At 70.2% G+C, this 25,543-nt stretch carries 22 protein-coding genes; 16 read left to right on the plus strand and 6 right to left on the minus strand.

Annotation, left to right across the window (positions count from 1 at the left end; all coding sequences use genetic code 11):
- Positions 1–71 precede the first annotated feature (71 nt).
- Both AFM16_RS28340 and eccE read right to left on the minus strand, forming a co-directional pair.
- Positions 72–848 carry a hypothetical protein gene (locus AFM16_RS28340; protein WP_030797078.1) on the minus strand — a complete coding sequence of 259 codons (777 nt, stop codon included), beginning with the start codon at positions 846–848 and terminating at the stop codon, positions 72–74.
- A complete protein-coding gene (eccE, locus tag AFM16_RS28345; RefSeq protein WP_078635024.1) occupies positions 845–2,164 on the minus strand; it encodes a type VII secretion protein EccE in 1,320 nt (439 codons plus the stop codon). Before eccE ends, AFM16_RS28340 begins: the two co-directional genes overlap by 4 nt.
- Before the next feature lie 194 nt (positions 2,165–2,358).
- Between eccE and eccB the strand changes: the two genes are divergently transcribed.
- The 15 genes from eccB (at position 2,359) to AFM16_RS28425 (ending at position 14,890) form a co-directional block, all read left to right on the plus strand.
- Positions 2,359–3,885 (plus strand): type VII secretion protein EccB, encoded by a 1,527-nt coding sequence (gene eccB / locus AFM16_RS28350; protein WP_078635026.1) that lies wholly within the window; start codon positions 2,359–2,361, stop codon positions 3,883–3,885.
- 14 nt (positions 3,886–3,899) lie between these two features.
- A complete protein-coding gene (gene mycP, locus AFM16_RS28355; RefSeq protein ID WP_078635028.1) occupies positions 3,900–5,171 on the plus strand; it encodes a type VII secretion-associated serine protease mycosin in 1,272 nt (423 codons plus the stop codon).
- A gap of 33 nt (positions 5,172–5,204) precedes the next feature.
- A complete protein-coding gene (locus AFM16_RS28360) occupies positions 5,205–5,609 on the plus strand; it encodes a WXG100 family type VII secretion target (RefSeq protein ID WP_256861357.1) in 405 nt (134 codons plus the stop codon).
- Positions 5,610–5,648: 39 nt separating this feature from the next.
- Positions 5,649–5,963, plus strand: coding sequence for a WXG100 family type VII secretion target (locus AFM16_RS28365; protein ID WP_078635036.1), 315 nt, complete (start codon positions 5,649–5,651; stop codon positions 5,961–5,963).
- A complete protein-coding gene (locus AFM16_RS28370) occupies positions 5,963–7,708 on the plus strand; it encodes an RNase A-like domain-containing protein (protein ID WP_078635038.1) in 1,746 nt (581 codons plus the stop codon). Before AFM16_RS28365 ends, AFM16_RS28370 begins: the two co-directional genes overlap by 1 nt.
- Before the next feature lie 17 nt (positions 7,709–7,725).
- The gene (locus AFM16_RS28375) at positions 7,726–8,295 is read left to right on the plus strand and encodes a hypothetical protein (protein WP_078635041.1); all 570 of its coding nucleotides are present in this window, start codon (positions 7,726–7,728) and stop codon (positions 8,293–8,295) included.
- Between the two features lie 14 nt (positions 8,296–8,309).
- Positions 8,310–8,873, plus strand: coding sequence for a hypothetical protein (locus tag AFM16_RS28380; RefSeq protein WP_143648454.1), 564 nt, complete (start codon positions 8,310–8,312; stop codon positions 8,871–8,873).
- 8 nt (positions 8,874–8,881) lie between these two features.
- Positions 8,882–9,445 carry a hypothetical protein gene (locus tag AFM16_RS28385; RefSeq protein WP_143648456.1) on the plus strand — a complete coding sequence of 188 codons (564 nt, stop codon included), beginning with the start codon at positions 8,882–8,884 and terminating at the stop codon, positions 9,443–9,445.
- Between the two features lie 40 nt (positions 9,446–9,485).
- On the plus strand, positions 9,486–9,785 hold the full coding sequence (locus AFM16_RS28390) for an RNase A-like domain-containing protein (protein ID WP_078637117.1): 300 nt from the start codon (positions 9,486–9,488) through the stop codon (positions 9,783–9,785).
- A 16-nt stretch (positions 9,786–9,801) separates the two neighbouring features.
- Entirely contained in the window at positions 9,802–10,488 is a 687-nt protein-coding gene (locus AFM16_RS28395; RefSeq protein ID WP_078635047.1) for a contact-dependent growth inhibition system immunity protein, read from the plus strand.
- Positions 10,489–10,660: 172 nt separating this feature from the next.
- A complete protein-coding gene (locus AFM16_RS28400; protein WP_030797105.1) occupies positions 10,661–11,080 on the plus strand; it encodes a DUF2563 family protein in 420 nt (139 codons plus the stop codon).
- Positions 11,080–12,843, plus strand: coding sequence for a mediator complex subunit 15 domain-containing protein (locus tag AFM16_RS40500; protein WP_167797270.1), 1,764 nt, complete (start codon positions 11,080–11,082; stop codon positions 12,841–12,843). Before AFM16_RS28400 ends, AFM16_RS40500 begins: the two co-directional genes overlap by 1 nt.
- 199 nt (positions 12,844–13,042) lie before the next feature.
- Positions 13,043–14,137 carry a S8 family serine peptidase gene (locus AFM16_RS28415; RefSeq protein WP_051781084.1) on the plus strand — a complete coding sequence of 365 codons (1,095 nt, stop codon included), beginning with the start codon at positions 13,043–13,045 and terminating at the stop codon, positions 14,135–14,137.
- 45 nt (positions 14,138–14,182) lie between these two features.
- Entirely contained in the window at positions 14,183–14,521 is a 339-nt protein-coding gene (locus AFM16_RS28420) for a WXG100 family type VII secretion target (protein WP_030797111.1), read from the plus strand.
- Positions 14,522–14,587: 66 nt separating this feature from the next.
- Positions 14,588–14,890 (plus strand): WXG100 family type VII secretion target, encoded by a 303-nt coding sequence (locus AFM16_RS28425; protein WP_030797113.1) that lies wholly within the window; start codon positions 14,588–14,590, stop codon positions 14,888–14,890.
- Between the two features lie 93 nt (positions 14,891–14,983).
- Here the strand turns inward: AFM16_RS28425 and AFM16_RS28430 are convergent, their stop codons facing one another.
- The 4 genes from AFM16_RS28430 to eccCa all read right to left on the minus strand — a co-directional run bounded on the left by AFM16_RS28430 (position 14,984) and on the right by eccCa (position 22,573).
- Entirely contained in the window at positions 14,984–15,610 is a 627-nt protein-coding gene (locus tag AFM16_RS28430) for a hypothetical protein (RefSeq protein WP_245177820.1), read from the minus strand.
- A 3-nt stretch (positions 15,611–15,613) separates the two neighbouring features.
- A complete protein-coding gene (locus tag AFM16_RS28435; protein ID WP_078635062.1) occupies positions 15,614–17,890 on the minus strand; it encodes a DUF6571 family protein in 2,277 nt (758 codons plus the stop codon).
- Positions 17,890–18,402, minus strand: a complete 513-nt coding sequence (locus tag AFM16_RS28440) for a hypothetical protein (protein WP_078635064.1) — start codon at positions 18,400–18,402, stop codon at positions 17,890–17,892. The genes AFM16_RS28435 and AFM16_RS28440 overlap by 1 nt, the downstream gene beginning before the upstream one ends.
- Positions 18,403–18,592: 190 nt before the next feature.
- The gene (gene eccCa / locus AFM16_RS28445) at positions 18,593–22,573 is read right to left on the minus strand and encodes a type VII secretion protein EccCa (RefSeq protein WP_030797123.1); all 3,981 of its coding nucleotides are present in this window, start codon (positions 22,571–22,573) and stop codon (positions 18,593–18,595) included.
- 326 nt (positions 22,574–22,899) lie between these two features.
- On the opposite strand from eccCa, the gene eccD reads away from it, so the two are divergent.
- Positions 22,900–24,429 (plus strand): type VII secretion integral membrane protein EccD, encoded by a 1,530-nt coding sequence (gene eccD, locus AFM16_RS28455; RefSeq protein WP_030797125.1) that lies wholly within the window; start codon positions 22,900–22,902, stop codon positions 24,427–24,429.
- Positions 24,430–25,543: the final 1,114 nt, after the last annotated feature.

Genomic DNA, 25,543 nt, shown 5'->3' on the forward strand with positions numbered 1-25,543 from the left:
ACCCGCCGCTCCGGGAAACGGTCATAGCCACCGAAGTACCGCGTACCGCACGACGACTGAGGGAAACCGGGTCAGTCCATCCGCCGGGGCGTGCCCAGCAGCCCGATCTCCGCGTCCGTCGGCTGGGTCATCACATACTGCCGGTCGCGGTCGGCGCACCACAGGGTCAGACCGTCGGCGAGGGTGGGCAGCGCCGTCACGTCGGCCGCCGGCAGGGTCAGCGCGCGGCCCAGCTCCGTGGCCTCGTCCGGCGAGATCCGCTGGACGCCGACCAGCCGTGCCTGCCGCAGCAGCCGGGGGGCGACCGGGCTGAGATACGGCAGCAGCGTCAGCACCGCCTGCCACGGTCCCGAGGCGACGCGCCCGCGCGGGGGCCGCATGCCGCAGTCCCGCACCACGAGCACCGGCGTGCCCGCCGAGGCGCCCTGCGGGGGGACGCGTCCGACCTCGTACACCGCGAGGCCGTTCTGCCCGCCGCCCATGGCGTGCACCATCTGCACCCAGGCCTGCGGACGTCCGGTCTCCACGGCGACCCGGGCGCCGGTCGCCGCCGCTCTGAGCGCGAGGACCTGGGCCGTCCACAGACCGCCGATGAGGACGACGTCGTACGGCGTGGGCCGGTTGAGGCCCAGGACGGCGGGCCGGTTCTCGGCGTCCACGCCGATGACGACGCCGTCGTCCCCGATGGGCAGGGCCAGCGAGGCGAGTTGCTCGACGGTCACCGAGTGGCGGCCGTGCCGGGGGCCCAGGAGGCCGAAGCCGCTGCGCAGCGAGCGCTCCCCGCGCCGGCCCGTGGTGGGCTCGGGACCGCCGGGAGCGGTGGCCGCCCGTCTCGTCGTAGCCGTCACCGAACACCTCCGAGGGGCAGAGTGGCCAGGATGCCGGGCACCTGTTCCCGGTCGAGCCGGGCGAGACCCGCGCCGGTGTGCCGGGCCGCGCCCTGCACCGCCCGCCGGGCCGCCACGAGTTCGTCGTCGCTGCGGCCCGTCACGCGCACGTGCCCGCTCAGGGAGACCTCCTGGCGCTCACCGCGCGCGAGGGTGACGCTGAAGGTGGTGGCGAGCGCGGGCACCGCGGTGACCAGGGCGATGAACTGGGGGAGCGAAGGGCCGTTGCCGCCGCCCAGGGCCGGCCAGCGGCGCAGCCAGTACGTGGTGTGCCGGCGGTTGTCGCAGCGCCAGCTCCGGCCGGACTCCTCGGTCCGCCGCTCCAGCGTGCCGGTGCGCCCGGCCTCCGCCGTCACCAGCGGGTTGGCACAGGCCGAGGTGGCGACGGCGGCCGTGAGCTGCTCCTCGTCGAGGACGGTCGCCCGGAACCCGGCGCCGGTGAGCCGGCTCGCGAGATGGTCGGCGGCCCGCACCACGCACTTCTGCGCGCCGAGGAGACCGCCGCCGCGCACCGCCACGGCCTCCGGGCACAGCTCCGGGTCGAGCTTCAGCGCGATCCAGGTGATGCGCACGGCCGGGGCGCCGGTCTGCTCCTGGAGCGGCGCGTAGTTGGAGACGGCGACGGACTGCGGGGGCAGGTGCAGCGCGGGCGCGGGCTGGGTGTGCAGCACGATCTGGGCGGACTCCAGGCGGATGCCGTCCACGTCGAGCGCGTCGTGCACCAGGGCGAGCGGCAGCGGCTGGCGGTCCCGCTCGGCACGCAGCGCGGTCGCGTCGGCCTCGATCTGGAGGACGGCCGTCACGAACGTGCCGTCCCCGACGATGCCGACGGGGCGCCGGTCACGGCCGTTGTAGGTGTAGGTGCGCAGGCTGGGGTCGCACTCCAGGGCCGGTCCGAAGCCCGGTTCGGTGCCGGCCGGTATCTCCAGCTTCTCCGCGAGCCGCCGCCGGGCCTTCAACCCGCGCGCGGTGGCCAGCCATTCGGGCAGCGAGCGGCCCCGGCGGCGGGCCACCGACACCACGACCAGCACGACGGCGACGGCGGCCGCCACCGCCATCCCGACCGGGCCGATCGCCCAGCCGACCAGCAGGACCGCGGCCGCGATCTCCCACAGGACGAGGCGTTGCAGCCGGAATGCCCCACCCTGCCCCGAACGCGCCTTGAGCTGAAGCGCCCCCGATCCCGGTGCGCGCCGCGCCGCGGGCGGCCGCGGGGCCGAGGAGCCCTGTGTCCGCGCCCGGCCGCCGGAGCGTTCGCGCGTTCCCGAAGCCCTCACTCCATCCCCCCGTATCGCTCACGACTCGCCCGCATTTCAGCACCGCACAGGGCACTTGACGGCCCGGGAACCCTACCCGCTCGCCGAGCCACGGCGGATACCAGGCATAGTAGGGGGCCGCTCTGACATCGGGGGCGCGGGACCGTGACCCCGCGGATGGGGCCAGGACGGACAACGGGGAGAGACACAGACAGATGGCATCCCGGCGCGATCAGCTCAATGCCTACACCTTCGCGAAGCGCCGTATGCTCGCGGCCTTCCTCCAGTCGTCGCCCGACGGCTCGGAGGAGGGGGCGCCGCGGCCGCTGCGCGCGATTCTGCCCGGCGTCATCATCGGCGTCGTCGTCATGGCCGTCTTCGGGGCGTGGGGCATGTTCAAGCCGACCGCGCCGAAGGGCTGGGACCAGCCCAACGCCAAGGTGATCATCGCCAGCAAGTCGACCACCCGGTACGTGATCCTGAAGACCGACGGCGAGGTCCAGCTCCACCCGGTCCTCAACATGGCGTCCGCGAAACTCCTGTTGGAGGCGGGCGGCGGTGACGTCGTCACGGTCGCCGAGTCCGTTCTCGACAACGGCAAGATCCCGCACGGCGTCACCATCGGCATCCCGTACGCCCCCGACCGGCTGCCCTCCGCGGACGAGGCCGGCAAGGCCAAGCGCTGGGCGGTCTGCGAGCGTCCGAGCGCGGGCGGCGGCGACTCCGTCCAGAAGGCCGCGCTCGTGCTCTCCGGTGACGAGATGAAGGCGACCGACGGCAAGGGGCGCCTGGGCGACGGCGAGTTGCTGTACGTCGCCGACCCGGACGGCGACCAGTTCGTCGTGGACGCGACGGGCCGGGCGTACCCGATCGACAAGAGCGACGAACTGCTGCTGCGGGCCGTCGTCGGCTCCAACCGGCAGCCGCAGCGGGTCTCCGCGGAGTGGCTGGCGACCCTGCACCAGGGCGACGCGGTCACGTTCCCGCAGATCGAGGGTCGCCCCGGTGAACCGGCGAACACGCCGGGCCAGTTGGACGACGCGACCGACAAGGTCGGCACCGTCCTCAAGGCGTTCGACAACAACGCGGAGCAGTACTACGTCGTGCTGCCCGGCCGGGTCGCCCCCGTCTCCGCCTTCATCGCCCAACTCCTCCTCTTCAGCGAGGAGTTGGCGCCGCTCGGCCAGGCGGGCCACGCCGCCGAGGTCAGCCCCGGCGCGATCGTGCCGGGCAAGCCCTTCGGCACCGACCACCGCTGGCCGACCGGCGACCCCACGCCCGTCAACGACCCGTCGCCCGCCGCCGGGAGCCGCAGCACCGTCTGCAACGTCCTGCGCGGCGTCGACGGCGACTCGGGCGCGACCACCCTGAGCACCTGGGCGGGCACCGACTTCCCCGAGAAGCTTCCCGCCGGCTCCTCCAGCGCCTACGTCACGCCCGGATCCGGCCAGCTCTACCGCCAGTTCCAGGGCAAGGCGACCAAGGCGGGCCCGGTCTTCCTGGTCACCGACACCGGCCTGCGGTACGTCCTCCAGTCCAACGGCGACAGCGCGACCGACGACGCGGGCATCGGCATGACCGCCGAACAGCGCGCGCAGCAGCAGCGGGAGGCCCAGCAGGCACAGACCCTGCTCGGCTACAAGGACGTCGACCCGGCACCGGTCCCGGCCGCCTGGTCGGAGTTCCTGCCCACGGGCCCCCGCCTGTCGACCGCGGCGGCGCGCCAGCCGCAGGGCTCGTGAGGGGGAGGACGACGATGCCGCGTGCTTCTCTCCTGCGTGCCTCTCTCCTGCGCCCGACGCTGACGGCCGCGGCCGCGGCGCTCCTGGCCACGGCCCCGCTCCTCGCACCGCCCGCGGCCGCCGCGGACAAGCTGCCGTACTCGGACCAGTGCCAGTTCCCCAACGGCCTCTACCCGGGCCGCCCCTGGTCCCTTCAGCGGGTGCTGCTGGACGAACTGTGGAGCCGCTCCAAGGGGGCCGGCGTCCGGGTGGCCGTCATCGACACCGGCGTGGACGTGAAGAACCCGCAGCTCACCGCGGCCGTCGACGCCAAGAGCGGCCGCAATCTGCTGCCGAAGGGCCTCAAGGACGAGGACGGCGACCCGATCGAGCGGGGCAAGGAGAACGGCACCACGGACACCGTCGGCCACGGCACCAAGGTCGCCGGCATCATCGCCGCCCGCCCGGCCGCCGGCACCGGATTCGTGGGCCTCGCCCCCGAGGCGACGATCATCCCGATCCAGCAGAACGACGCGGAGGGCCACGGCACCACCGACACCCTGGCCGCGGCGATCCGCTACGCCGTCCAGGCCAAGGCCGGCGTCATCAACATCTCCCAGGACACCTCGAACGCCATGAAGCCCTCCGACGACCTGGAGAAGGCGATCGACGAGGCCCTGGCCCAGAAGATCGTCGTCGTGGCGTCGGCCGGCAACGACGGTCTGGACGGCAACGTGAAGGAGACCTACCCCGCCTCCTACGACGGCGTCCTCGCCGTCGCCGCCTCCGACCGCAACAACGAACGCGCCGCCTTCTCCCAGTCCGGCGACTTCGTCGGCGTCGCCGCACCCGGCGTCGACATGATCTCCACGGTCCCCTCGGGCGGCCACTGCTCCGACAACGGCACGAGCTTCTCCGCGCCGTACGTCGCGGGCGTCGCCGCACTCCTCAAGGCGCGGCACCCGGACTGGACCGCCCGCCAGATCGTCGCCCAGATCGAACAGACCGCCGAGCGCACCATCGCCGGCCACGACCGCCTGGTCGGCTGGGGCGTGGTCGACCCGGTCCGCGCCCTGACGGAGGACGACCGCCCCATCGAGTCCCCCGACCCCCAGAACGGCCTCTCCCGCGCCGAGGCCCCCACCGCGGCCAAGTTCCAGACCGGCGAAACCCCCGACGAACGCAACACCCGCCTCGCCACGTACGTAGCGGTGGCAGCGGCCGTCCTCGTCGCCGGCACGAGCGGCACGGCGGTGGCCATCAGGGACGCGCGGCGTCGGGCTCGGAGGGTGGCGGGGGTCGACTAGACCGAAGAACACAACGGGGGAAAGGACAGCACATTGACACACCCAGGAGCAGGCACCCGGCCGAACCTGAAGGTGTCGAGCGAGAACCTCACCAAACTCGCCGACGACCTCGACGGCATGCAGAGCCACCTGGACAAGCAGGTCCGCCGCATGGACGCGCTGGTCGACCGGATCGAGGCCGGCTGGAGCGGCCCGGCCGCGTCCGCGTACCGGGACTTCCACCGCGCCGCCGCCGAGGACGCCGTACGCATCCGCGAGGTGATGAAACTCCTGGAGGAGGCGGTACGGCTCAGCCGCGACGGCTTCTCCCAGGACGACCTGGACGTGCTGGCGCAGATGCGCCGGATCGAGGTGGACGTCGACAGCGAGGTCGACCGGTTGTCGACCCCGAACACCGAGGTCCCGACGGCGCCGCGGAGCAGCCTCGACGACCTGTAGCCCGTCCAGCACCGGAGTCGCCGACGAACAGGGGGAAACATGTCGACCGGCAACGAACCCGACGAATACATATCCGTGTCCTTCACGACGCTGCACGAACTGGCCGCAGACCTGGAGGACATCCTCAAGCAGCTCAACACCAAGCTCGACGGCCTCTACGACCGGGTCGTGCCCGTCGTGCTGTCCTGGCAGGGCGAGACCCGCGACGTGTTCGTGGACAAGCTCGACGAGTGGGACCGCTCCGCGCAGGACCTCCAGGCGGCCCAGAAGTGGCTCCACGAGTACGTGACCACGGGCCACACCAACTACGCCGCCGCGCACCTGGCGGTGCTGCGCGGCTGGGGCGGTGCCTGATGGGGGAGAAGCTGCCCTCGGACGAGGAGCGCGCCAAGGAGGCCGCGGCCGCCCGCACCCGCTCGCCCAAGACGAGCGGCGGCGGCTTCGACGTACAGCCCCAGCACGTGTACTACACCGCGCTCGTCGTACGGGACGGGCAGTTCGACTACGACAAGGGCGCCCGGTCCCTGGTCGGCGTCCTGAACGAGTACAGCCAGTCGGCGGGGGCCGGCTGGGGCGCGGACCAGTTCTCCGAGGCGTACCGGACGGTCAACGAGAAGTTCCTGGAACTGTGGGCGAAGAGCGTCGTCAGCGTGGGCGGTGTCGCGGTCGGTCTGACGGACACGACGAACAAGTACGTCCAGGCGGACTGGCAGGCCCGCCGTATGTACGGCCCGCCGCCTGTCGACAGGCAGCCGCCCGCCGTCATCGAGAACGTGCCCAAGTACGGTCCGGTCAACGACGTCAAGTGGGTCGGCACGGGTGAGGACGCGGACTCCTGGGCCATCTCGGGAGTCCTCGGCGAGATCCCCGACTTCCTCGCCGACGTCATCCGCCCGGCGATCGAACACGGCCTCAGGCTCGGCAAGATGCACGAGATCACGCCCGGTGCCAGGGACGAAGAACTGAAGACCATGGCCACCGGCTGGGAAGCGGCCGAGAAGGCGGCGAAGGCCGCCTCGGACAACTTCAACGGCGCCATCAAGTTCATCACCAACAACAAGGGCAACGACGAGTGGCAGGGCGCGATGAAGGCGTTCTGCCAGACCATCTGGGGCACCACGGAATGGGGCCGGACCTACGACCCGCAGGGCAACCGGGTCTCCATGGGCCGCAGTTGGAAGACGAACCGCAATGTCGTCCCCGCGAAACAGCGCCCCATCATCGAGATCCTCCGCAACACGGCCACCACCCTCAAGGACACGCTCAACCACCTGGCCGACGTGCGCAACAAGACGGCGGACACGACGACCCAGCTCGCCATCGACGCCACGAAGGCGACGGTCAAGGACTTGACGACCGGCCTCGACCTCTTCGAACTGACCCGGCTCGGGGCGACCATGGCGTTCGGCGAGATCGTCCTCACGTTCCGCACACACATGGACAAGGGCGCCGCCGACAGGGCCGTCGAGGCGTACCACCAGGCGTTCAGCGAGGCCGCCACCAAGGTGAAGGGACTCGTCCCGGAACTGGACGAGGCGATCCTCAGCGTCCCCACCTTCCGAGCGGAGGCGGCCCGCGCCGCGGGCTACGGCGCGCGCACCCTGAACGACTTCAAGAAGGAACACAGCTGGCAGCGCCCGGAAAGCCAGGTCCCCTACAAATACAGCCTCGACCTCGCGACCGAGGAGGAGCTGTACGGCGGACACAGCATCGACAAGCATGTCGGGCTGACGGATGAGCAGTTGACGCAGCGGTTGCGGGACCAGGCAAGTGGGTCGACCGGGCCGGACATCCCGGCGGCCTCGACTTTCACTGATCTTGAATCGGCGCAGGAATATACGCAGTACAATCTGCGGAGCAATACGGCGGAAATCGACAAATGGCTACAAGGTCCTCCGCCGGTCGGGAAGATGGAAGAATTCTCGGTTCCTGCCGTTGCCGGGGGTAATTTGACGGCTCCCGTCATCACCGGGAGCACGGCACGAGTAGTGAACGGTCACCCGACGCCACCACAGGCCGCTTACGGAGTCTCCACCGTACTCAAATATGAACCGAACCTGGACCCGCCTTTCGTCGTCTACACGTCCATGCCCAAGTGACGAGTCAGGAGTCGAAGATGATCGATCCCGACGAACGCGCGTGGGCCGAGGCGATCGGCATGTACGAGCGTAGGTACACCATCGCAAAGGTGACGCGCAGGGAGCACGAGGAATGGGTGTACGACGTGCACACCCTGATGCATGGCGACACCCTGGACGCCCGTGGCTGGCGTGTGAACGACCCTCTCGTGGGTGAGTTCGAAAGACTCGACGACCCGTACTACCCCTTCATCGATCTACCGACGGACCCCGAGAAGGCGGAGATCCTCAGATCTCGGGTGCATGAGATTCCCCGTTCGTCCGCCAAGAAGTTTCTCGCAGCACTGTCGACGACCTGGCTCAGTGTCGCGAGAACGGAGGACTTCGAGGAGCGCAGAGCAGGGCTGGAAGCGAAGGCCGACACCGTCCTGTCCCGTTTCCCCGAGGGGTCCCACTTTTATGCCAACACGGGACGCGATAGCGCGGAGAAGGACTACTACCAACACATCTCTGGATGTAGCACGATTTCCACACACGTCTGGGACCTCGGCCTGTTCCTCGTCTCCGATACGGAGGTCGGAATGGTCTGGTCGTTCATCGCGTGGTGAGAGGGGAAAAGACGATGACGGAACTCGACGAGCGTTCGTGGGCCAAGGCGATCGGGATGTACGAGATGCGGGCGACCGTCGCCAAGGTGACGGGCAGGGAGCACGAGAACTGGCTGCTCGATGTGGTCACCCTGATGCACGGTGAGACGCGCGACGTCCGAGGTTGGCGCACCGTGGACAAGTGGGAGGGGGAACTCGACAGGATTGACGAGCCGTCCTACCCCTTCGCCATCCCTCCGGAGGCCCTCGCGACGCCGGACGCCTGGAAGCCGTACCTGCACGAGATCCCGCGTTCCCAGGCCCTGCGGTTCCTCGTGGCCCTTTCCACCCCTTGGATCGACGTCACCATGGAACCTGATTTCGAGGAGCGCAGGATGGCCCTCGAAGCTGACGCCCGCGTCATCCTGTCGCGCTTCCCGGAGGGTTCGCACTTCTATGCGAACACCGGGCAAGACAGCGCTACCCGTGACTACTACCAGCGGGTTTCGGGCTGGTTCCCCTTCTCCACGCGCACCTACGACTTCGGCTTGGTGCTCGTGTCGCAGGCGGAGGTCGGAATGGTCTGGTCGTTCCGCTGATGAGAACGATGACGGAACTCGACGAGCGTTCGTGGGCCGAGGCGATGGAGATGTACGAGCAGCGGGTGACCATCGCCAAGGTGACGGGCAGGGAGCACGAGAACTGGCTGCTCGACGTGGTCACCCTGATGCACGGTGAGACGCGCGACGTCCGGGGTTGGCGCACCGTGGACATGTGGGAGGGGGAACTCGACAGGATCGACGAGCCGTCCTACCCGTTCGTCATCCCTCCGGGGGCCCTTGCTGCGCCGGATGGCTGGAAGCCGTATCTCTATGAGATTTCTCGTTCTCAGGCTCTGCGGTTCCTCGTGGCCCTTGCCACGCCGTGGATCGATGTGACAAAGGAACCGGATTTCGAGGAGCGTAGGGAGGTCCTCGAAGCTGACGCCGGTGTCATCCTGTCGCGTTTCCCCGAGGCTTCGCACTTCTATGCGAACACTGGGGGGCGCAGCGCCACCAAGGACTACTACCAGCCGGTTTCCAGTTGGCACTCCTTTTCCACACGCACCTTCGACTTCGGCTTGGTGCTCGTGTCGGAGACGGAGGTCGGGATGGTCTGGTCGTTCCGCTGATGTGATGCTGTCCGCCGCACCGCCCACTCTGGAGAATCCCTTGCGCACCCGCACCGCCACCTACCCCGACCGCGCGACCGCGCAGTGGGCGACGCAGCACGTGGTCACCCGCAACGAACAGGTCGTCCACCGCTGGCTGGCGGAGTCCACCCGGCGACGGCTCACGATCGAGGCGGCGTGGCCGTCCCGGGAGGACCCTGTCGGCAGGGTGCTGCTCCAGGCGATGGCGCTGGCCGGCCGGGGCGCGGTCGACGTCCGTGCCGCCCGGGTCGTCCTGCGCCGCGAGCCGTCCGCAGCGCACGGGTTCGCCGTGCACGCCAGTTTCCCCGTCTACCTGTGAAGGCAGTGCAGTCACCGTGGCGCTGACACCTCTTGAACACGACCGCCGCTACGGCGAGTTGGACCAGGTCCTCCGTGCGTACGCCGGTCAGCCGGCCGACGACACCGAGGACGCGCCGAGCGCGGCCCTCACCGCTTACCTGCGGCACACCTGGCACACCCGCCCCTGGGCGCTCGCCACCGCCGAGACCCAGCTACGCGAGTACGCCCGCAACCCGCCGGGACGGCTGAAGGTCCGGCTCGGCGAGTTCTACGCACTGCCGGACGTCGGCCTCCCCGACGGCGAGATCCTTGACTGGCTGACGCTCCTCGCCGACCACATCCGGCGCAGCGTGGACGAGGGCCTCGTCCCGCCCCCGGCCACCCCCGCCACCCACTGGGAGTGGAACGCCCGCTTCCCGGAACTGGGCCAGTTCCTCGGCGGATGGTTCTCGCAGGACATGCCGGACGAGTTCGAACACCATGACGCGGCCGTGGACGACTACCGCGCGACCACCGACCCGCACCTGGTGGCCCGCCTGGTCGGCGAGATGCACGAGCTGCTCGCCCTCCAACTGGAGGAGGTGGACTACGCGTTGGCCGTCGCCGACCTCGGCATGGAGGTCGACCCGCCCGCACCCCTCACTCCGAGCGGCTGGCTCACCCTGACGGCGGCACGGCTCGCAGCTCCGAGAGCGGACTACGGCCCAGACCGCACGCCGTGAAGGATCAGTGAAGTTTCGAGCAGTGGTAGCACACCTGTTGCATATGGCAGTTGGGACTGTCGGTGGAAGTCATTAGAGTGGTCATGTTGCGGTCATGAACACTTGAGGGGCGTGGGCTGCTCAGGACAGGCAACGGACAACGGGGAGGGAAAGCTTCGTGCTTCCTGCAGACATGGGTGGAGGAGCCGCCGACGTACGGCGTGGCCTGATGGCCCTTTCAGCGTTCAAGAAGCGTGTGGACGACCTGCTCACCGCCTTCGAGGACTCGGCGGGCGGCTCGTCGAAGGTCGGTGCGCACAGCCTGACCGCGGACGCTTTCGGGATGGGGAACTTCCCGGAAGCGAAGTCGCTCCACCTGGAGTATGAGCGCGTCCACGAGCGCATCACGTCACTGTCCAAGTCGCTCGGCCTCCAGCTCGAGGCCATGCAGATCGCCGTGCACGGCGTGGACGTCAACTTCAACAACCTCGAGGACGACCTCCGCTACCGGTTCCACGAGATCCGGACCGAGGTCAACCGGGATCGCGAAGAGATGCTCAACGAGGAGAAGAAGCGCGACAACAAGGCCGACCACACGGACGCGGGGTACTGATGAGCGGCGACGACAAGCAGCCCGAGTACGCGGCGGAACACCAGGACGCCGCCCAGCAGAACGGCACCCTGGACGCGGTCATGAACGTGACCAAGATCCTCCCGTTCGGCATGGGTGGGCGCGGCTTCCACTTCGGCTCGACCAGCTTCGAGGGCTACGACCTCAACGCGATGATCGACATCGTGGAGTCCGCGAACCCGGAACTCCTGGAGGACGCGGGCAACGCCCTCGTCGCCGCCCGCGACGCCATCACGAAGGCCGCCGAGGAACTCAGCACCAACCTGGGCGACATCGACTGGAAGGGCGAGGCGCACACCGCGTTCACCACGTGGGGCACGGACCTCGTCAGCACGGCCTACTCGCTCGCCACGTACGCCGACACCGTGGGCACCCAGGTCATCGCCGCCGGCGCCGGCCTCGCCTCCGTCCGCAATTCCATGCCACCCCGCGACAACCGCACCGACCCCAAGACGGTCGACGAGATCCCGACACCGAAGCGCGTCGACACCAACGACGAGTACGCGGCGGCGGTCAAGGCGGAGAGTCACCGCCAAGAGGCCATTAACCAGATGTACCGTCTGGCGTCCTTCTACACGGTCTCCGGCGGCATGATGCAGAACGCCGAGGAGCCGGTGTTTCCGAAGATGCCGGATGTGGGGGTGCCGCCGCCTCCGCCGGGTTTCAAGGAGCCAGAGGATCCCGCACGGGGGCAAACCTCGCTCTCCTCGACACATGCTTCAGCAACCACGAGCCACGACACGACGGGCTCGGCGGTGCTGCGACCGCACACTCAGGACTTGTCTTCGTCCCACACGAGCGAGGACAGCACTACCTTGCCCCCCAAGGAGCAGGTAGGCACGGAGATCGACAGCGTCGGCACCCTGCCGCCGCAGGACACTGTCAAGCCGGCACCAGTAGCACCGCCGACTACGACCACCGGCGGGCCGCCTGTGGGTCCGAACCCCCCGATTGGACCGGTGGTGACGCCACCCGTGGCACGAGGCCAGTCCGGTCGTACGACCGGCTTCGGCGGCGCCAAGGGCCCCATCTCGACGCAGGGACGAGTCGGCGGCACGCAAGGCGGCCCCACGGCAGGACGTACAGGCACCGGCCCCATGGGCCGCGGCGGCATGCCCGGTCAGGCCACCGGCCGCACGGGCGGTCCGATGGGCCGTGGCGCCATGCCGGGGCAAACGCCCATGGGGCGTGGTGCCATGCCCGGCCAGGCTGCCGGTCGTACCGGTGGTCCGATGGGCCGTGGCGCGATGCCAGGCCAGGCGGCGGGCCGTACCAGTGGTCCTATGGGGCGAGGCGTCGTAGGCGGAACACCGAAGCCCGCAGGATCGACGGGCAAGCAGGCGGGCGGTGTCCCGCGCGGACCCGTCAACGGCATGAACGCCATGAACCCCGGCCGCAACGGCGCCGGACGCCCCGGTGTCGTCGGCGGGAAGCCGGTGACCGGCGGTACCACCCCGGGCGCCAACGGACCCAGGGTGCCGCGCGGCACGGTCATCGGCCGTGAGGGGGCACAGCCCTCGCGTAACACGGGCGAGCGGCCCGGCCAGCGTGGAGTCATCGGGGCGAACACCCCGAAGACGAACCCGGCACAGACGTCCCGTCGTACGGCTGGCAACTCCGACGGCGTGGTCGGAGCGCCGAAGGGCGGTGCCGGTGCGCCCCGTGGGCGTGGAGGCAAGCAGCGTTCCGGTGAGACCCGTCAGCGTCGCGAGGAGCGGCGTGACGGGACGTCGGCGAACGACTGACCGGACAAGAGCGAGGACAGACAGAGCAATGGTGTCAGGGATCAGCCGACGCGGCGGGTGGAGCGCGCCTTTCGCGGGACGAAACGGGAGACGTGTCTCAGCCGTCTGCTCAGCGCTTGGTGCCTTGGCCGTCCTGTCAGTTGGCCTGGCGCCGAACGCGGCAGCCACTGGGCAGTCCGACCAGTGGTACTTGTCGGCGATGAAGGCTGACGAGATGTGGAAGGTCAGTACCGGCAAGGGCGTGAAGGTCGCGGTCGTCGACTCCGGGGTCAGCCCCGATACCCCATCCCTCAAGGGGCAGGTACTCGATGAGACACCCCATGCTGTCGGCTACAAGGCGACCAAGGACTACACCGGCCACGGGACGACCATGGCCGAACTGATCGCCGGCACAGGAGCTGGCGGTGGTCTGAAGGGCTTGGCGCCAGAGGCGAAGATTGTTCCCTACAGGATCAACGCAGATTCGCTCAAGGACAAGGTTGACCAGGAGAACGCCCCCAAACTGGCAGACGTGATTCGAGCGATTGCCGATAGCGACGTCAAGATCATCAGCATGTCCTTCGGTGCGGACGCGGAAAACTCCGAAGACCTGGCAGCTTTCAAGTACGCGCACTCCAAGGGCAAGTTGATGTTTGCCGCCGCCGGAAATGAAGCTCAGAAGAAGAACCTCATCGGCTACCCCGCCGCCTACCCGTACGTGGTCGGCATCGCGGCTTCCGACGAGGACGGCTCGGTCGGCAAGTTCTCCGAACACGGAAACTACGTGGACCTCGCCTCCCCGGGGCTCAGCGTCCCCGTTTGGTGCGACGAAAAGCTCAAGGCGTATTGCCTCAGCCAGGGCACCAGCCAAGCCACAGCCATCGCCTCCGCCTCCGCCGCCCTCGTCTGGTCCGCGCACCCGGACTGGACGGCGAACCAGGTCCTGGCCAGCCTGATTGACACCGCGGGACGGGACTGGGCGAGGGACGACCCCAGCACGTACCTCGGATACGGACTGATCCGGCCCCGCAAGGTGCTGGAGGACAGCGGATACAAGCCCGTGGCCGCCGACACCGACCCGCTGGCCACGGAGAACGCCGAGGGCGTCGAGGAGGACCCCTCGGCGGCTTCCCCCTCCGCATCAACCTCGTCACAAGCCCCCAAGGACACTTCAGGCGGGGCAACTTCGGCGGCAGGATCAAGCTCGGAGTCGTCCGACGACACCACGATGTGGGTGACACTCGGGGCCGCGGCCGCCGTACTGGTGGTCGGGGGCGGCGCCTTCGCGGTGATCCGTTCCCGGCGCCGGACCTGAGTCCTTACACAAGTACCCACAGCTCTCACGAAAAGGAGTGCCGACATGGTCGACCGCAAGCTCAATGACGGCGACGTACAGAAGCTTCAGACCGAGGTCATCGACCGGTACGACAACATCCGCGGCTCGCTGGCGAAGCTCCAGGGCACGATCGACATGATCGAGAAGGCGTGGACGGGCCAGGGCGCCAACGCGTTCAACACGAAGCAGACGGAGATCAACACCCACATGGTGTCGATCGGGAAGATGCTCGACGACTTCCTCGAGGGCATCAACCTCAACAAGACCGACAAGCGCAACCTCGAGGACCAGATCGAGGCCGACCTCACCAAGATCTCGGTCGAGGACCTCGGCGGCAAGACCTCGGCGCTCAACAGCTACTGACGACGGTCACCGACGCTTCTCCGGGCCGCGCGGCCCGGCTGACATCTTCGACGAAACGAGGGAACCATGTCCGGAGTCCACTACGACGAGCTGGCCGTCACGTACGGCACGATGGACGCGCTCGCGACCGAGCTGGGCGACCAGGCCAAGAAGCTCGAGGAGGACCTCGAGGCGCTGAAGCAGGCCGTCCTCAACGTGTCCCAGGGCTGGGGCGGCGAGGCGTACTCGGCGTTCCAGGGCAAGTCCGCGGAGTGGGACCGGCACGCCCGCGCCATCCACGCGGCGCTGGTCCAGATCTCCCAGAAGGTCCACACGGCCGGCGGTGACTACCGCGGCGGCGACCTGAAGGGCGCCAGCTACTTCCAGTAGAGCCGGTAGGCAAGACCAGCGGAACCAGGGTGGGCACGCACGGGAGGTGCCCACCCTTCGCCGTTCCTGCGACGGTGCGGCCCAGGGCGTTCATCAGCGCGCCAGATCGCACTTCGCCTCGGTGTGCGCGAAGGAAGCGGCGTTCGTCGCCAGCTTGATCAGCTCGGCCCGGTTCGCGGCCGCGCCCGCTCCTCCCGGCTTCTTGAGTTCGACGGAGACGCTGAGGTTGTACTGGCCGCCAGGGATATGACCCGCAGAAGTGCAGGGTACGAACACGGCGGCGAACCTGCCTGAGGCGACGGCCTTCTTCCCGGCGGGGAAGGGCGTGAGCGCCGTGACCGACGCGTCGCTCGCGGCGGTTCCCCGGACCCACTCCGTCCAGCTTCCCTCCTCCTCGTCCGCCATCAAACGTACGTCCGCCACCAGGAGTTGCTCGCCTCCGCCTGAGACGAAGCAGGCGGACTCGTATCCGGTGTCCGTGGCGTCGACGCGGGACGTCACATCGTCGTCGAAGGAGTACGAGGACTCCGCCGGCAGCACCTCGCGCAGAGCCTCGGCGGCACTGGAGGACGTGCCCAGGGACGCGCAGACCTCGGACGCCTCGATCCCGCCCTTCTGCCCGAAGGGCGGCACCCTGAGGAGAAACGCGGCTCCGCCCAGGAGCGCCAGCGCGCCCAGGGCCCCGGAGGCGAGAAGGATCGTACGGTGAGCGATTTTCAACGCTCATTCCTCCGTGTCGAGTTGCCTGGGGACTCCCTCGCCGTCGAGGTAGTCGTGGATCTTCGTGCGGGCACTGTCGAACCCACTCTCCGCCGAACTGCCCACGGAAGCCTCGATGAGCGGATGGCTGCGGCCGGAGTTCCTTCCCGCCTTCTGGGCGGCCGCCTCGACCGCCGCGTAGGTCGAGGACCTGGTGCCTTCGATCTCCTCGCCGTTGCGGTAGACGACGTCATCCGAACTGTCTTTCAGGGAACCCTCGGTGACAGCGCCGATGATCTCGTCCGCCGCCGTGCCCGCCAGCCCGCCGATGACGACACCGCCCGGGCCGGTGAGCGGCGTCGTGGCCATGCCGACGCCGATACCGACGGCCGTTCCGCCCCAGGTGCCCACGCTCTCGATCGTGGCGTTGTAGTCGGCGTCCTTGGCACCGCCCTCGAGTTCGCTCTCGTAGGCGCGACCCGCTCCGATCATGCCCTCGATCTGGCCCGCGGTCCGGGCGATGTCGCCGATGCCCTGCTTGAGGCTCTCTTCCTGCCCGAAGGCGGGGTCGGGCGCGTACAGGCCGGGGTGCTGGAAGTGGTGCTGCATGAGCTGGGTGGTGTAGCTGGTCTGCCCCAGGTTCACGGCCGTGTAGCTCTCCGGGTTGCGGCCGAGGGTGTAGAGGAAGCGCGTGGTGTCCCGTTCGGAGAGGGCCGCTGCCGAGCCCGCGATGGGGAACAGTTCGCTCTCGCCCGTGGTTCCGGGGTGCAGTCCCCGGTGGATGTCCGGCATGTACTCGGCCGCGATCTGGCCCATGCTGTCGGACATGTAACTGTGACCGGTGAGACGCGACGGCTTCTCCGAGATCGACTCGACGAGTCTCTGCGTGAGCCTGGCCTGCTCGGCGTTGTGCGGCGGTGTGTCCGCCGTAGGCAGTTCTCCCGCCGGATGTCCCGTCGTGGCCGCCTCCAGGGCCAGGGCCAGGTTGTTGCGCCCGGCGATGCTGTCCTCGCCCTTGTCGTTGTAGTCCCTGGGCCAGTCGCGTTCTTCGAAGAGATAGTCGAAGTTGCTGAGGGTCCGCTTGCCCTGTTTGCCGTCCCCGTCCGTGTCGTGGGTGAAGCCGTGGTCCTCGTCCTTGGTGACGAAGGTGTCGTTGAAGAAGTCCGTCGCCGCGTCCGGGCTGTTGGAGAGGGCCTTGAGGTAGCCGGTCATGGGGTCCCGGCCCGAGTCACTGCCGGTGCGGTTGAGCTGCGGGTTCGTTCCGGTGCGCTGCCAGGCGCCGAACCTGCCGTTGTCCGTGAGGTTCTTCTCCGTATCGATCAGCTTCCTGCCGTAGCCGACCAGGAAACGGTCGTCGTAGTCGCCCCAGCGCATCAGGTTGGACATGACCTGCCCACCCAGCGGGAAGCGGCCGTGAGGGCCGGTCGGCTGGTCGACCAGGTCGATCATCGTCGACTTCCACCGGGTCATGTCGGCGTTGTCGCTCTGCGACGCCGTGGCCAGGGTGAGGGAGAGGTGTTTCTGGAGGTCGTCGAACTGGTCCAGCCGCTCACGGCCGATCCTCGACGCGTTGTACGGGTCGTTGAGGCCGGTCCAGAAGTCCAGGGTGCCCTGAGGGCCCAGGCGCGTGGCGAAGCGCTCCGCGAAGAGCGGGTCGTCGGAGTACTCCTTCAGGCCCCGGTTGAGCCGGTCGAACTCCGCCACCGACAGATCCTCGGGTTTCTGCCGCGCCAGAGCTGCCAGTTCCTCGGCCTGCTTCAGGGCCTTGGCGGCTTCGTCCCGGTCCGCATAGTCCACATCCGAGAACCCCAGCTTGCTCTGGTTCGCGATCGCTCTGAGGACCGTGTCGGCCGACGAGTCGCTCTCCGTGGCCTGGTCGAGGATCTTCTGCAACTCGTCGCGCAGGGCCGTGATCTCGGCCTGCCTTTCCTGCTCCCGCTCCGCCCGAACCGTGAAGCCGCCCTCGTGGCCGGTCACCGTCAGGTGCTGCTGACGGCCCCGTTCGATGGCATCGCCGAGCTGCCCCTTGTACCTCTTCAGCTCGTCCCTCGTGTCCCTGAGGATCTTGTGGATCGACGCGGCCTGGTTGTGCGCGTCGGTGAACTCCCCGGAGGTCTTGCCGATGAACTCCTTCGAGACGGTGGCGTTGTAGCCCGCCCAGTTGGCCGCGTTGGCCGCGTCGCGCAGCCCCTTCTCGGCGGCGTCCATCAGCGTCTCCAGGTCTCCGACCATGGCCGACCAGTCCTCGACGGCGTCGTCCAGCAGGCTGAAGTCGGCGGTGCGCAGAGCGTCGAGGTCCATCAGCTCCGACCGCCCTTGCTCCCGCCGTACACCGGGTTCGGCCGGCCCGGTTCTCCGACGCGCTCGTCGAAGCCCGCGTCCAGCAGGTCGATGCTGCTCATCTGACGGCGGATGTAGTGGTCGTCACCGGCGTGCAGCTTCTTCGTGACGGTCATGTGGTTCAAGATGTGCGCGCACGCGTCCCGCAGGGAGCCCAACTGCTCGTCCCAGCGCAGCGCCACATGCTGGAGGGCGCCGCCCAGGGCGAAACCGGAGGCGGTGAGTCTGCCGGCGGCGCTCTCGCTTGTCGGTACTGCCCTGCGGCCCTTGTCCCAGAGGTCGTTGTACAGCTCGAACGCGTTCGTGCCGATCCGCGCCAGATCCTGCTGGCCCACCTTCAGCTCGCCGTACCGACCGGGATCCGGCGCGGGCCGTACCGGACCGCTGCCGGGATCCAGTTGGTTCAGCCGTAGATGGGGGCCATCACCGGAGGCGGCTTCCGCCTTCAACCGCTCCCACTCGTCCCACGCCATGCGCCACGAACCCCTTCCCAGGGATTCCGTGACGCCCGCTCCTCGGGCGGGCCGGTCCCTGGGGTACCAACTGGCCAGATCCGTGAGCGCGATTCAAGCGCGTTCACGGATCTCGCCGTATTTCACCCGTTCGCCGGGGTGTGTCTTGACGTGACGGCGAGGACCACCCCACCGGGTGGCGCTCCGACCCTCAGAACGCCCCCTCCGGCGCCCACCCCACCTGCACCAGCGGCTTACCCCGGCGGCGGGAGACGAAGATGCCTCGGCCCGGGGGCATCGGGCGGGGGCGGACGCCGCCGAGGAGGTCGCCCTCGCCGGGGTCGCCGGCCAGGACCACGCCCTGGGCGCCGAGTTCCTTGATGCGCTGCATGAACGCCTCGTAACCAGCCCGCCCCGCACCGGCCGTGGACCGGGCGATGATGAACCGCACGCCCACGTCCCGGGCGAACGGCAGGAGTTCGGTCAGTCCCGCGAGCGGGTTTCCGCTGGACGTGGCCACGAGGTCGTAGTCGTCGATGACGACGAAGACCGTCGGGCCCTGCCACCAACTGCGGTCGCGGAGCTGCTGTGCCGTGACGTCCGCCGTCGGCGTGCGGCGCTGCATCAGGTTGGCCAGCGCCGACATGTGGTGCTCCATGGCGTTGGACATCGGGATGTACTCGGCCAGGTGCGTGGACGGCGTGACGTCCAGCAGGGAGCGCCGGTTGTCGACCACGAACAGCTTGCACTCGTCGCCGGAGTACCGCTCGCCGAGCTGCCTGATCAGCAGGCGCAGCAGGTTCGACTTGCCGGACTCGCTCTCGCCGAACACCAGGAAGAACGGGTCCTGTTCGAAGTCGACGTAGACCGGTTCGAGGTTGTTCTCGTCGAGCGCGAAGGCGACGCCCTGGCGGGGGTGGCGGTTGCCCGCGGGGAGGTCCGTCGCCGGGAACTCCCGGGGAAGCAGCCGGACTTCGGGAGCGGACGCGCCCTGCCAGTGGCGGGCGACCTCGGTGGCCAACGCCTGCGTGGCGTCGGAGAGTTCCGTGTCCGAGGCGAGCCCGTCGATACGCGGGACCGCCGCCATGAAGTGCAGTTTCTGCGGTGCCTGGCCCCGGCCGGGGACGCCCGCGGGGACGTTCGCGGCGACCTTGCGGTCCAGTTCGGAGTCCATCGTGTCGCCGAGCCGCAGCTCCAGCCGGTTCATCAGGTGGTCCTTGAGGGCCGCCCGGACCTCCATCGAGCGGGACGCCGTCAGCACCAGGTGGATGCCGTAGCCGAGACCGCGCGCCGCGATCTCGTGGACGATCGGGTCCAACGTCTCGTAGTCCGCACGGAAGTTGCCCCAGCCGTCGATGACCAGGAAGACATCGCCCCAGGGCTGGTCCGTCACCGAGATCTCACCGCGGGCCCGCTTGGCACGGAAGTCGGCGATGGAGGAGATGCCCGCCGAACGGAAGTACTCCTCACGGCGGGTCATCACGCCGTACACCTCGGCCACCGTGCGCCGCACCCGCTCGGGGTCGAGCCGCGAGGCCACCCCGCCGACGTGCGGGAGCCCGGCCACGGACGCCATCGCGCCACCGCCGAAGTCGAGGCCGTAGAACTGCACTTCGTGCGCGGTGTGGGTGAGTGCGAAGGCACAGATCAGGGAGCGCAGCAGGGTCGACTTGCCGGACTGCGGCCCGCCGAGGATCTGCATATGGCCGGCCGCGCCGGAGAAGTCCACCCACAGCGCGTCGCGGCGCTGCTCGTACGGCTTGTCCACCAGGCCGACCGGCACCACCAGCCGGCCCGCGCCCTCGTACCCGGGCTGGGTGAGGCCGCGGTCCTGCACGGCGGCGAGGCCGGGCAGCAGGGCGTCGAGCGAGGGCGGGCTGTCCAGCGGCGGCAGCCACACCTGGTGCGCCGCCGGGCCCTGCGCCTCCAGCCGGCGCACGATCACGTCGAGCACGGTGTCGGCGAGCGCCTCGTCGACCTCCGGCTCGTCCGCGCCGGACGCGCCGGACCGCGGCTCGGGCAGCGGCACGTACCGCACCGGCACCTCGGCCGCCGTGAACAGCACCGGCCGCCGGTCCACCGGCAGCGGACCGCCGCCCAGGGAGGCGCGCTGGGCGCCCGAACGGTAGACGCCGGAGACGTACGCCGCCTTGAACCGCACCATTTCGTCCGTGCCGAACTTCAGGAAGCCCGAACCCGGCACGTTCGGCAGCTCATAGGCGTCCGGCACACCCAGCGCCGCACGGGACTCCGCCGCCGAGAAGGTCCGCAGACCGATCCGGTACGACAGATAGGTCTCCAGACCGCGCAGCCGGCCCTCCTCCAGTCGCTGTGAGGCCAGCAGCAGATGCACGCCGAGCGAACGGCCGATCCGGCCGATCTGCACGAACATCTCGATGAAGTCCGGCTTGGCGGTGAGGAGTTCGCTGAACTCGTCGATGACCAGGACGAGCGAGGGGATCGGCTGGAGCGGGGCGCCCGCCGCGCGCGCCTTCTCGTAGTCGTGGATGTTGGCGTAGTTGCCCGCGTCCCGCAGCATCTCCTGACGGCGGTTGAGCTCGCCGCGGATGGAGTCGCCCATGCGGTCGACGAGGGTCAGATCGTCCGCCAGGTTGGTGATGACGGCCGCCACGTGGGGCATCTGCGCCATACCGGCGAAGGTGGCGCCGCCCTTGAAGTCGGCGAGGACGAAGTTCAGGGTCTCCGAGGAGTGCGTGACCGCGAGGCCGAGCACCAGCGTGCGCAGCAGCTCCGACTTGCCGGAACCGGTCGCGCCCACGCACAGACCGTGCGGGCCCATGCCCTCCTGCGCCGCCTCCTTGAGGTCCAGCATCACGGGCCGGCCGTCCTCGCCGACACCGATCGGCACCCGCAGCCGCTCCGCCAGCGACCGCGGCCGCCAGGTGCGCCGGGGATCGACGGACGCCGCGTCGCCGAGGCTCAGCAGATCGGTGAACTCCAGGTTGGCCAGCAGCGGTTCGTCGTCGTCACCGCCGGACGCCATGCGCAGCGGCGCCAGTTGGCGTGCGAGCACCTCGGCGGACTCGTACGACAGGACGTCGGGCGTCCCCTCGTACACGACCCCGTGCCCCGACTCCAGGTGCAGCGCGCCCGGTTCGACGACGATGTTCAGGTCGCCGCCGGCCGAGCTCTGCTCGCCGGGGGCGACCTCCAGGAGCGTCACGCCCTGAAGGCCCTCGGGGTTGGCGAGCAGTGAGTCGGCCGCCAGCGACAGGCCGTCGAGGACGACGACGATGTGCGGCTCGTCCGGCAGCGGGGTCGCGTTGGGGTGGAACCGGGGCCGGCCGGTGAGCCGGGACGCGAGCAGGTCCTCCAGCGCGCGGGCGTCGGCGCCGATCAGCCGGCGGCTGCCCGCCCCGTCCACCGCGTCCGACGTCTGCACGTGCGGCAGCCACTTGGCCCACTCCCAGTGCGCCAGCTCCTCCCGGCCCGCCGCGACCACCAGGACCAGGTCCTCGGGGGAGTGCAGCGCGGCCAGCGAACCCGCCATCGCGCGCGCGGAGGACCGAACGGACTGCGGCTCGCCGCTGATCGTCACGTGGTAGAAGGCCCGCAGGGAGACCGCCATCGGCAGGTCCTCCAGGGTGCCGTGGACGGCCAGGAACCGCTGGAGCGCGCCCGCCGTCAGCGGCTCCAACTGCTCGACGGGGCCGGTCTCGGGGGCGACGAGCGGGGTGGCCAGCGCCTGCGCGCCGAGCCCGATCCGGACCTGCGCGAAGTCCTCGTCGCCCGGCCGCCGTTCCCACACCCGGCTGCCCTCGGCGACCAGCGCCCAGAGCTGTTCGGGGGACGGGTGCAGGAAGTACTGGGCGTCGCGCTGCGCCCGCGCGGTGTCCAGCGTGCCGCGGCGGGTCTGCCGCAGATAACTCAGGTAGTCGCGGCGGAGATCCGCCAACTGCCCCTGGGAGCCGCGCCGGAAGCGCACCACCATCGCCACCGACATGGCGATCGTCGAGGCGATCATGATCATGCCCATGATCCTCATGAACGGCTGACCGCTCGTGAAGAAGAAGACCACCGAGCCACCCATGCCGAGCGTCGGCAGGAGTTGCATCAGCACGCTCTCCTGGTGCCCCCGCGGCAGTTCGGGCGGAGGCTGTACGGCGATCTCGCCCGTGGGCACTTCGGACGGCAGCGACCGCGGCGGCCGCTTCACGACGATGTGGCTCACTGCTCACCAATTCCCTCAGCGGCCCCGGGCAGTTCCGGGTAAAACCGTCCGCCACCCCGTGTCAGGCGGACGCAGGCCGCCGCGTGATCCTACTGACTTCTTGTGCGACGAGGGGGCGGTAGGGTGCCGGATGTTCGCGTGAGCACATGCGACGGGGGCCACGAAGGCCCGGACATTCCGCGGGATTCGGGATGGATCGGCGCCCGGCGGACGCCCGACGGCAGGTGCCGTGCCGCCCGGCCGGACCTCTCGGTCCTCCGGGGCGCGAACCGGCGCAGGACTTTCACACCGCCCACGCGGAACCATCACTGAGGGGGAGCAGTCAGGTGAGCATCACGGCGTCCGCGGCAGCCACCGGAGGAGGGCACGGAGCCGGCTCCGCGACCGGCTCCGGGTCGGGAACCGTCTCCGGGACCGGGCTCGGCTTCTGCCGGGTCACCATCGTCGCGCCCGACAGCAGGATCGACGTGGCCCTGCCCGACGACGTCCCCGTCGTCGACATCTACCCCGAGATCCTGCGGCTCTCCCGGCAGAGCCCCGCCGAGGGCGCCCCGGTGGGCTACCACCTGGTCCGCCGCGACGGCCGCGTCCTCGACGGCTCGCGCTCCTTCGCCGCCCAGCACATCCTCGACGGCGAACTCCTCACCCTGCGCCCGTTCTCCGAGTCGCTGCCGCCGGCCGTCTACGACGACGTGTCCGAGGCCGTCGCCTCGGCCGTGACCCGCGAACACACCCTGTGGGGCGGCGACCTCACCCGTGCGGCGGGCCTCGTCGGCGGCGCCGTCCTGCCCGCCCTGCTCGCCTTCGTCGCGTGGACCGGCGACCCCCGCCACGACATGCACTCGCTGCCCGGCGTCCTCGCCGCGGTCGCCGGCGTCCTGCTCGTCACCCTCGCCTGCGTCCGGGCCCGGGTCTACGACGACCGCGCCTCCGCCGTCGCCCTGGGCCTCGGCGCCCTGCCGAACGTCGGCGTCGCGGGCTCCGGACTTCTCCCGCTCGCCGACGGCCAGGGCATCGGCAAGCTCCAGTTCCTGCTGGCCTGCGCGGCCGTCCTGCTCGCCGCGGTGCTGCTCACCCTGTGCTCGCCCGGCGGCGACGGCCCGTTCGTCGCCTTCACGGTCGCCTCCGGGCTGGCGCTCGTCGCCGTGTTCTCCGGGATCCTCGCGCACTGGACGCCGTCCGAGATCGCCGCCCTGTGCGCCCCGGTCGCCATCGGCGCCCTGGCGTTCCTGCCCGGCCTGTCCATGCGCTTCGCCCGGCTCCCGATCGGCTTCGACGCCCCCGACACCACCCCGCGCAGCCGCTACGGCGCCGACCCCGCGCCCCAGGAACCGGTCGACGTCGACCGCATCACCGCCCAGGCGCGCCGCGGCCACGAACTCCTCGTCGGCCTGGTCGGCGGCTGCGCGCTGATCGCCGTCGGCTCCTGCGCGGTCCTCGGCTTCGCCGACGGCCTCTGGGCCCAGCTCCTCGCCCTCGCGGTGGGCGTCGCCCTGCTGATGCGCGCCCAGCTCTTCCGCTACACCGCCCAGGTCGCGCCCGTCCTGGCCGCGGGCCTGGCCTCCCTCGTCCTGCTCGGCCTCGGCCTCGCCCTCAACCCGCCCCTGCCGGCGATCCGCGACGCCCTCACCGGCGACCGCGCCGACCTCGACCTCCGCACCATCTGGCTGACCGCCGCGATCGCGGCCACGTCGGCGATCGTCACCGCGATCGGCCTCATCGCCTCCCGCGGCGGCGTCACCCCGTTCTGGGGCCGCTTCATGGAAATCGCCGAGGGCTTCGTCCTGCTGACCCTGGTCCCCCTGTCCCTGGCGGTCTTCGACGTGTACGCGGCGGCCCGGGCGATGACCAGCTGAGTGCGGGGCACCCTCCCGTCGGCGGGGAGGACTTGTGCGGTGCCCCGGCGTGTGGCCGACGGCGGCGCGTTGGGGTTCGACCGGCGTGAGCCCGGGGCGCCGTGATGCGGGGCGGCGCCCGTGGCTGCGGGGGCGATCTGGGCGGTGGCTGGGGCGTGATCGGCTCGGTGGCCGGCCGCAGCCCGGTGGGGCTCGGGTGCCGGGGGAACTGCGCTGTGGGGCGCGGGGAGGGCCGGTGCAATGGTCGGCGTGTGATCGGGTCTGTGGCCGACGGCGGCCCGTGGGCACGGGTGGCGTGGCCGTCGAGGTGCCGTCGCGGGGGCCGCTTGTGCGGTGATCGGGGTGTGGCCTGGCAGGTGGCGGTCTGGTGGGGTTCAGGTGGTGTGACCTCTGCAAGTGCCCGGGTGCAGTGGTGTGAGGTGCAGTGGCGGGGAGGGCCCGCGCAGTGGCTGGCGTGCGAGGTGCCGTCGCGGTGAGGGCTCGCGGGTGTTGCGGGCCAGGGGGTGCCGCGATCCGAGGCGGCACGCGGGGCTGAGTGGACGGCCTGCGCGGCAACCAGGGTGCGATCCCGTCGGTGGCCGGCCCTTGGCGTGGTAGGTGGCCGACAGCGCCCCGCGCGAGGTGGGCGACCGGCGACCCGACGGGAGCACGGTGGCCGTGGGGAAGGCCTGTGCGGCGGCCGCGTGCGAACCGGTCGGCGGGCGCGCGCAGGGTGCCCGGGCGATTCCCACAGCTTCGGTGTGAAGTCCTCTCCCCAGCCGCGGGGACTCGGCGGCGGGCGCGCGACCGCGGCCTGAGGACTGGCGGAAGCTCGGTGGCGGCCCCATGAGGCTCAGGTTGTGGCCGGGGAGCAGTGGCGCGAGGTGCCCTCACGGCCGCGGGAAGAGCCGTACGGCAACCGGGTGTGATCCGGCGGCGTGGCCTGACAGGCGGCGGCCCCCCCCCCCGCACAGGGGGTGTGGCTTCGCCTTGTGGTCCCTTCCGCAGTCGCGGGGACGGCCTGTGCGGAGACCCGGTACGACCCGCTGGGCGGCCGACGCGCGCCCCGGCGGCCCCACGCGGCGCCAGTGGCTCGGGGCTCCGGTTCTGCTCCAGGACACCCGGGCGTCAACCT

This window comes from Streptomyces antibioticus (assembly GCF_002019855.1).
Classification (GTDB): domain Bacteria; phylum Actinomycetota; class Actinomycetes; order Streptomycetales; family Streptomycetaceae; genus Streptomyces; species Streptomyces antibioticus_B.

Bases quoted from the DNA above. Each gene is read 5' to 3' on its own strand.
- AFM16_RS28365 (WP_078635036.1), top strand. From the start codon at position 5,649: ATGTCGACCGGCAACGAACCCGACGAATACATATCCGTGTCCTTCACG.
- AFM16_RS28375 (WP_078635041.1), top strand. From the start codon at position 7,726: ATGATCGATCCCGACGAACGCGCGTGGGCCGAGGCGATCGGCATGTAC.
- eccB (WP_078635026.1), top strand. From the start codon at position 2,359: ATGGCATCCCGGCGCGATCAGCTCAATGCCTACACCTTCGCGAAGCGC.
- AFM16_RS28415 (WP_051781084.1), top strand. From the start codon at position 13,043: ATGAAGGCTGACGAGATGTGGAAGGTCAGTACCGGCAAGGGCGTGAAG.
- AFM16_RS28435 (WP_078635062.1), bottom strand. From the start codon at position 17,890: ATGGACCTCGACGCTCTGCGCACCGCCGACTTCAGCCTGCTGGACGAC.
- AFM16_RS28440 (WP_078635064.1), bottom strand. From the start codon at position 18,402: ATGGCGTGGGACGAGTGGGAGCGGTTGAAGGCGGAAGCCGCCTCCGGT.
- AFM16_RS28380 (WP_143648454.1), top strand. From the start codon at position 8,310: ATGACGGAACTCGACGAGCGTTCGTGGGCCAAGGCGATCGGGATGTAC.
- AFM16_RS40500 (WP_167797270.1), top strand. From the start codon at position 11,080: ATGAGCGGCGACGACAAGCAGCCCGAGTACGCGGCGGAACACCAGGAC.
- AFM16_RS28370 (WP_078635038.1), top strand. From the start codon at position 5,963: ATGGGGGAGAAGCTGCCCTCGGACGAGGAGCGCGCCAAGGAGGCCGCG.
- AFM16_RS28400 (WP_030797105.1), top strand. From the start codon at position 10,661: ATGGGTGGAGGAGCCGCCGACGTACGGCGTGGCCTGATGGCCCTTTCA.
- AFM16_RS28420 (WP_030797111.1), top strand. From the start codon at position 14,183: ATGGTCGACCGCAAGCTCAATGACGGCGACGTACAGAAGCTTCAGACC.
- AFM16_RS28425 (WP_030797113.1), top strand. From the start codon at position 14,588: ATGTCCGGAGTCCACTACGACGAGCTGGCCGTCACGTACGGCACGATG.
- AFM16_RS28385 (WP_143648456.1), top strand. From the start codon at position 8,882: ATGACGGAACTCGACGAGCGTTCGTGGGCCGAGGCGATGGAGATGTAC.
- mycP (WP_078635028.1), top strand. From the start codon at position 3,900: ATGCCGCGTGCTTCTCTCCTGCGTGCCTCTCTCCTGCGCCCGACGCTG.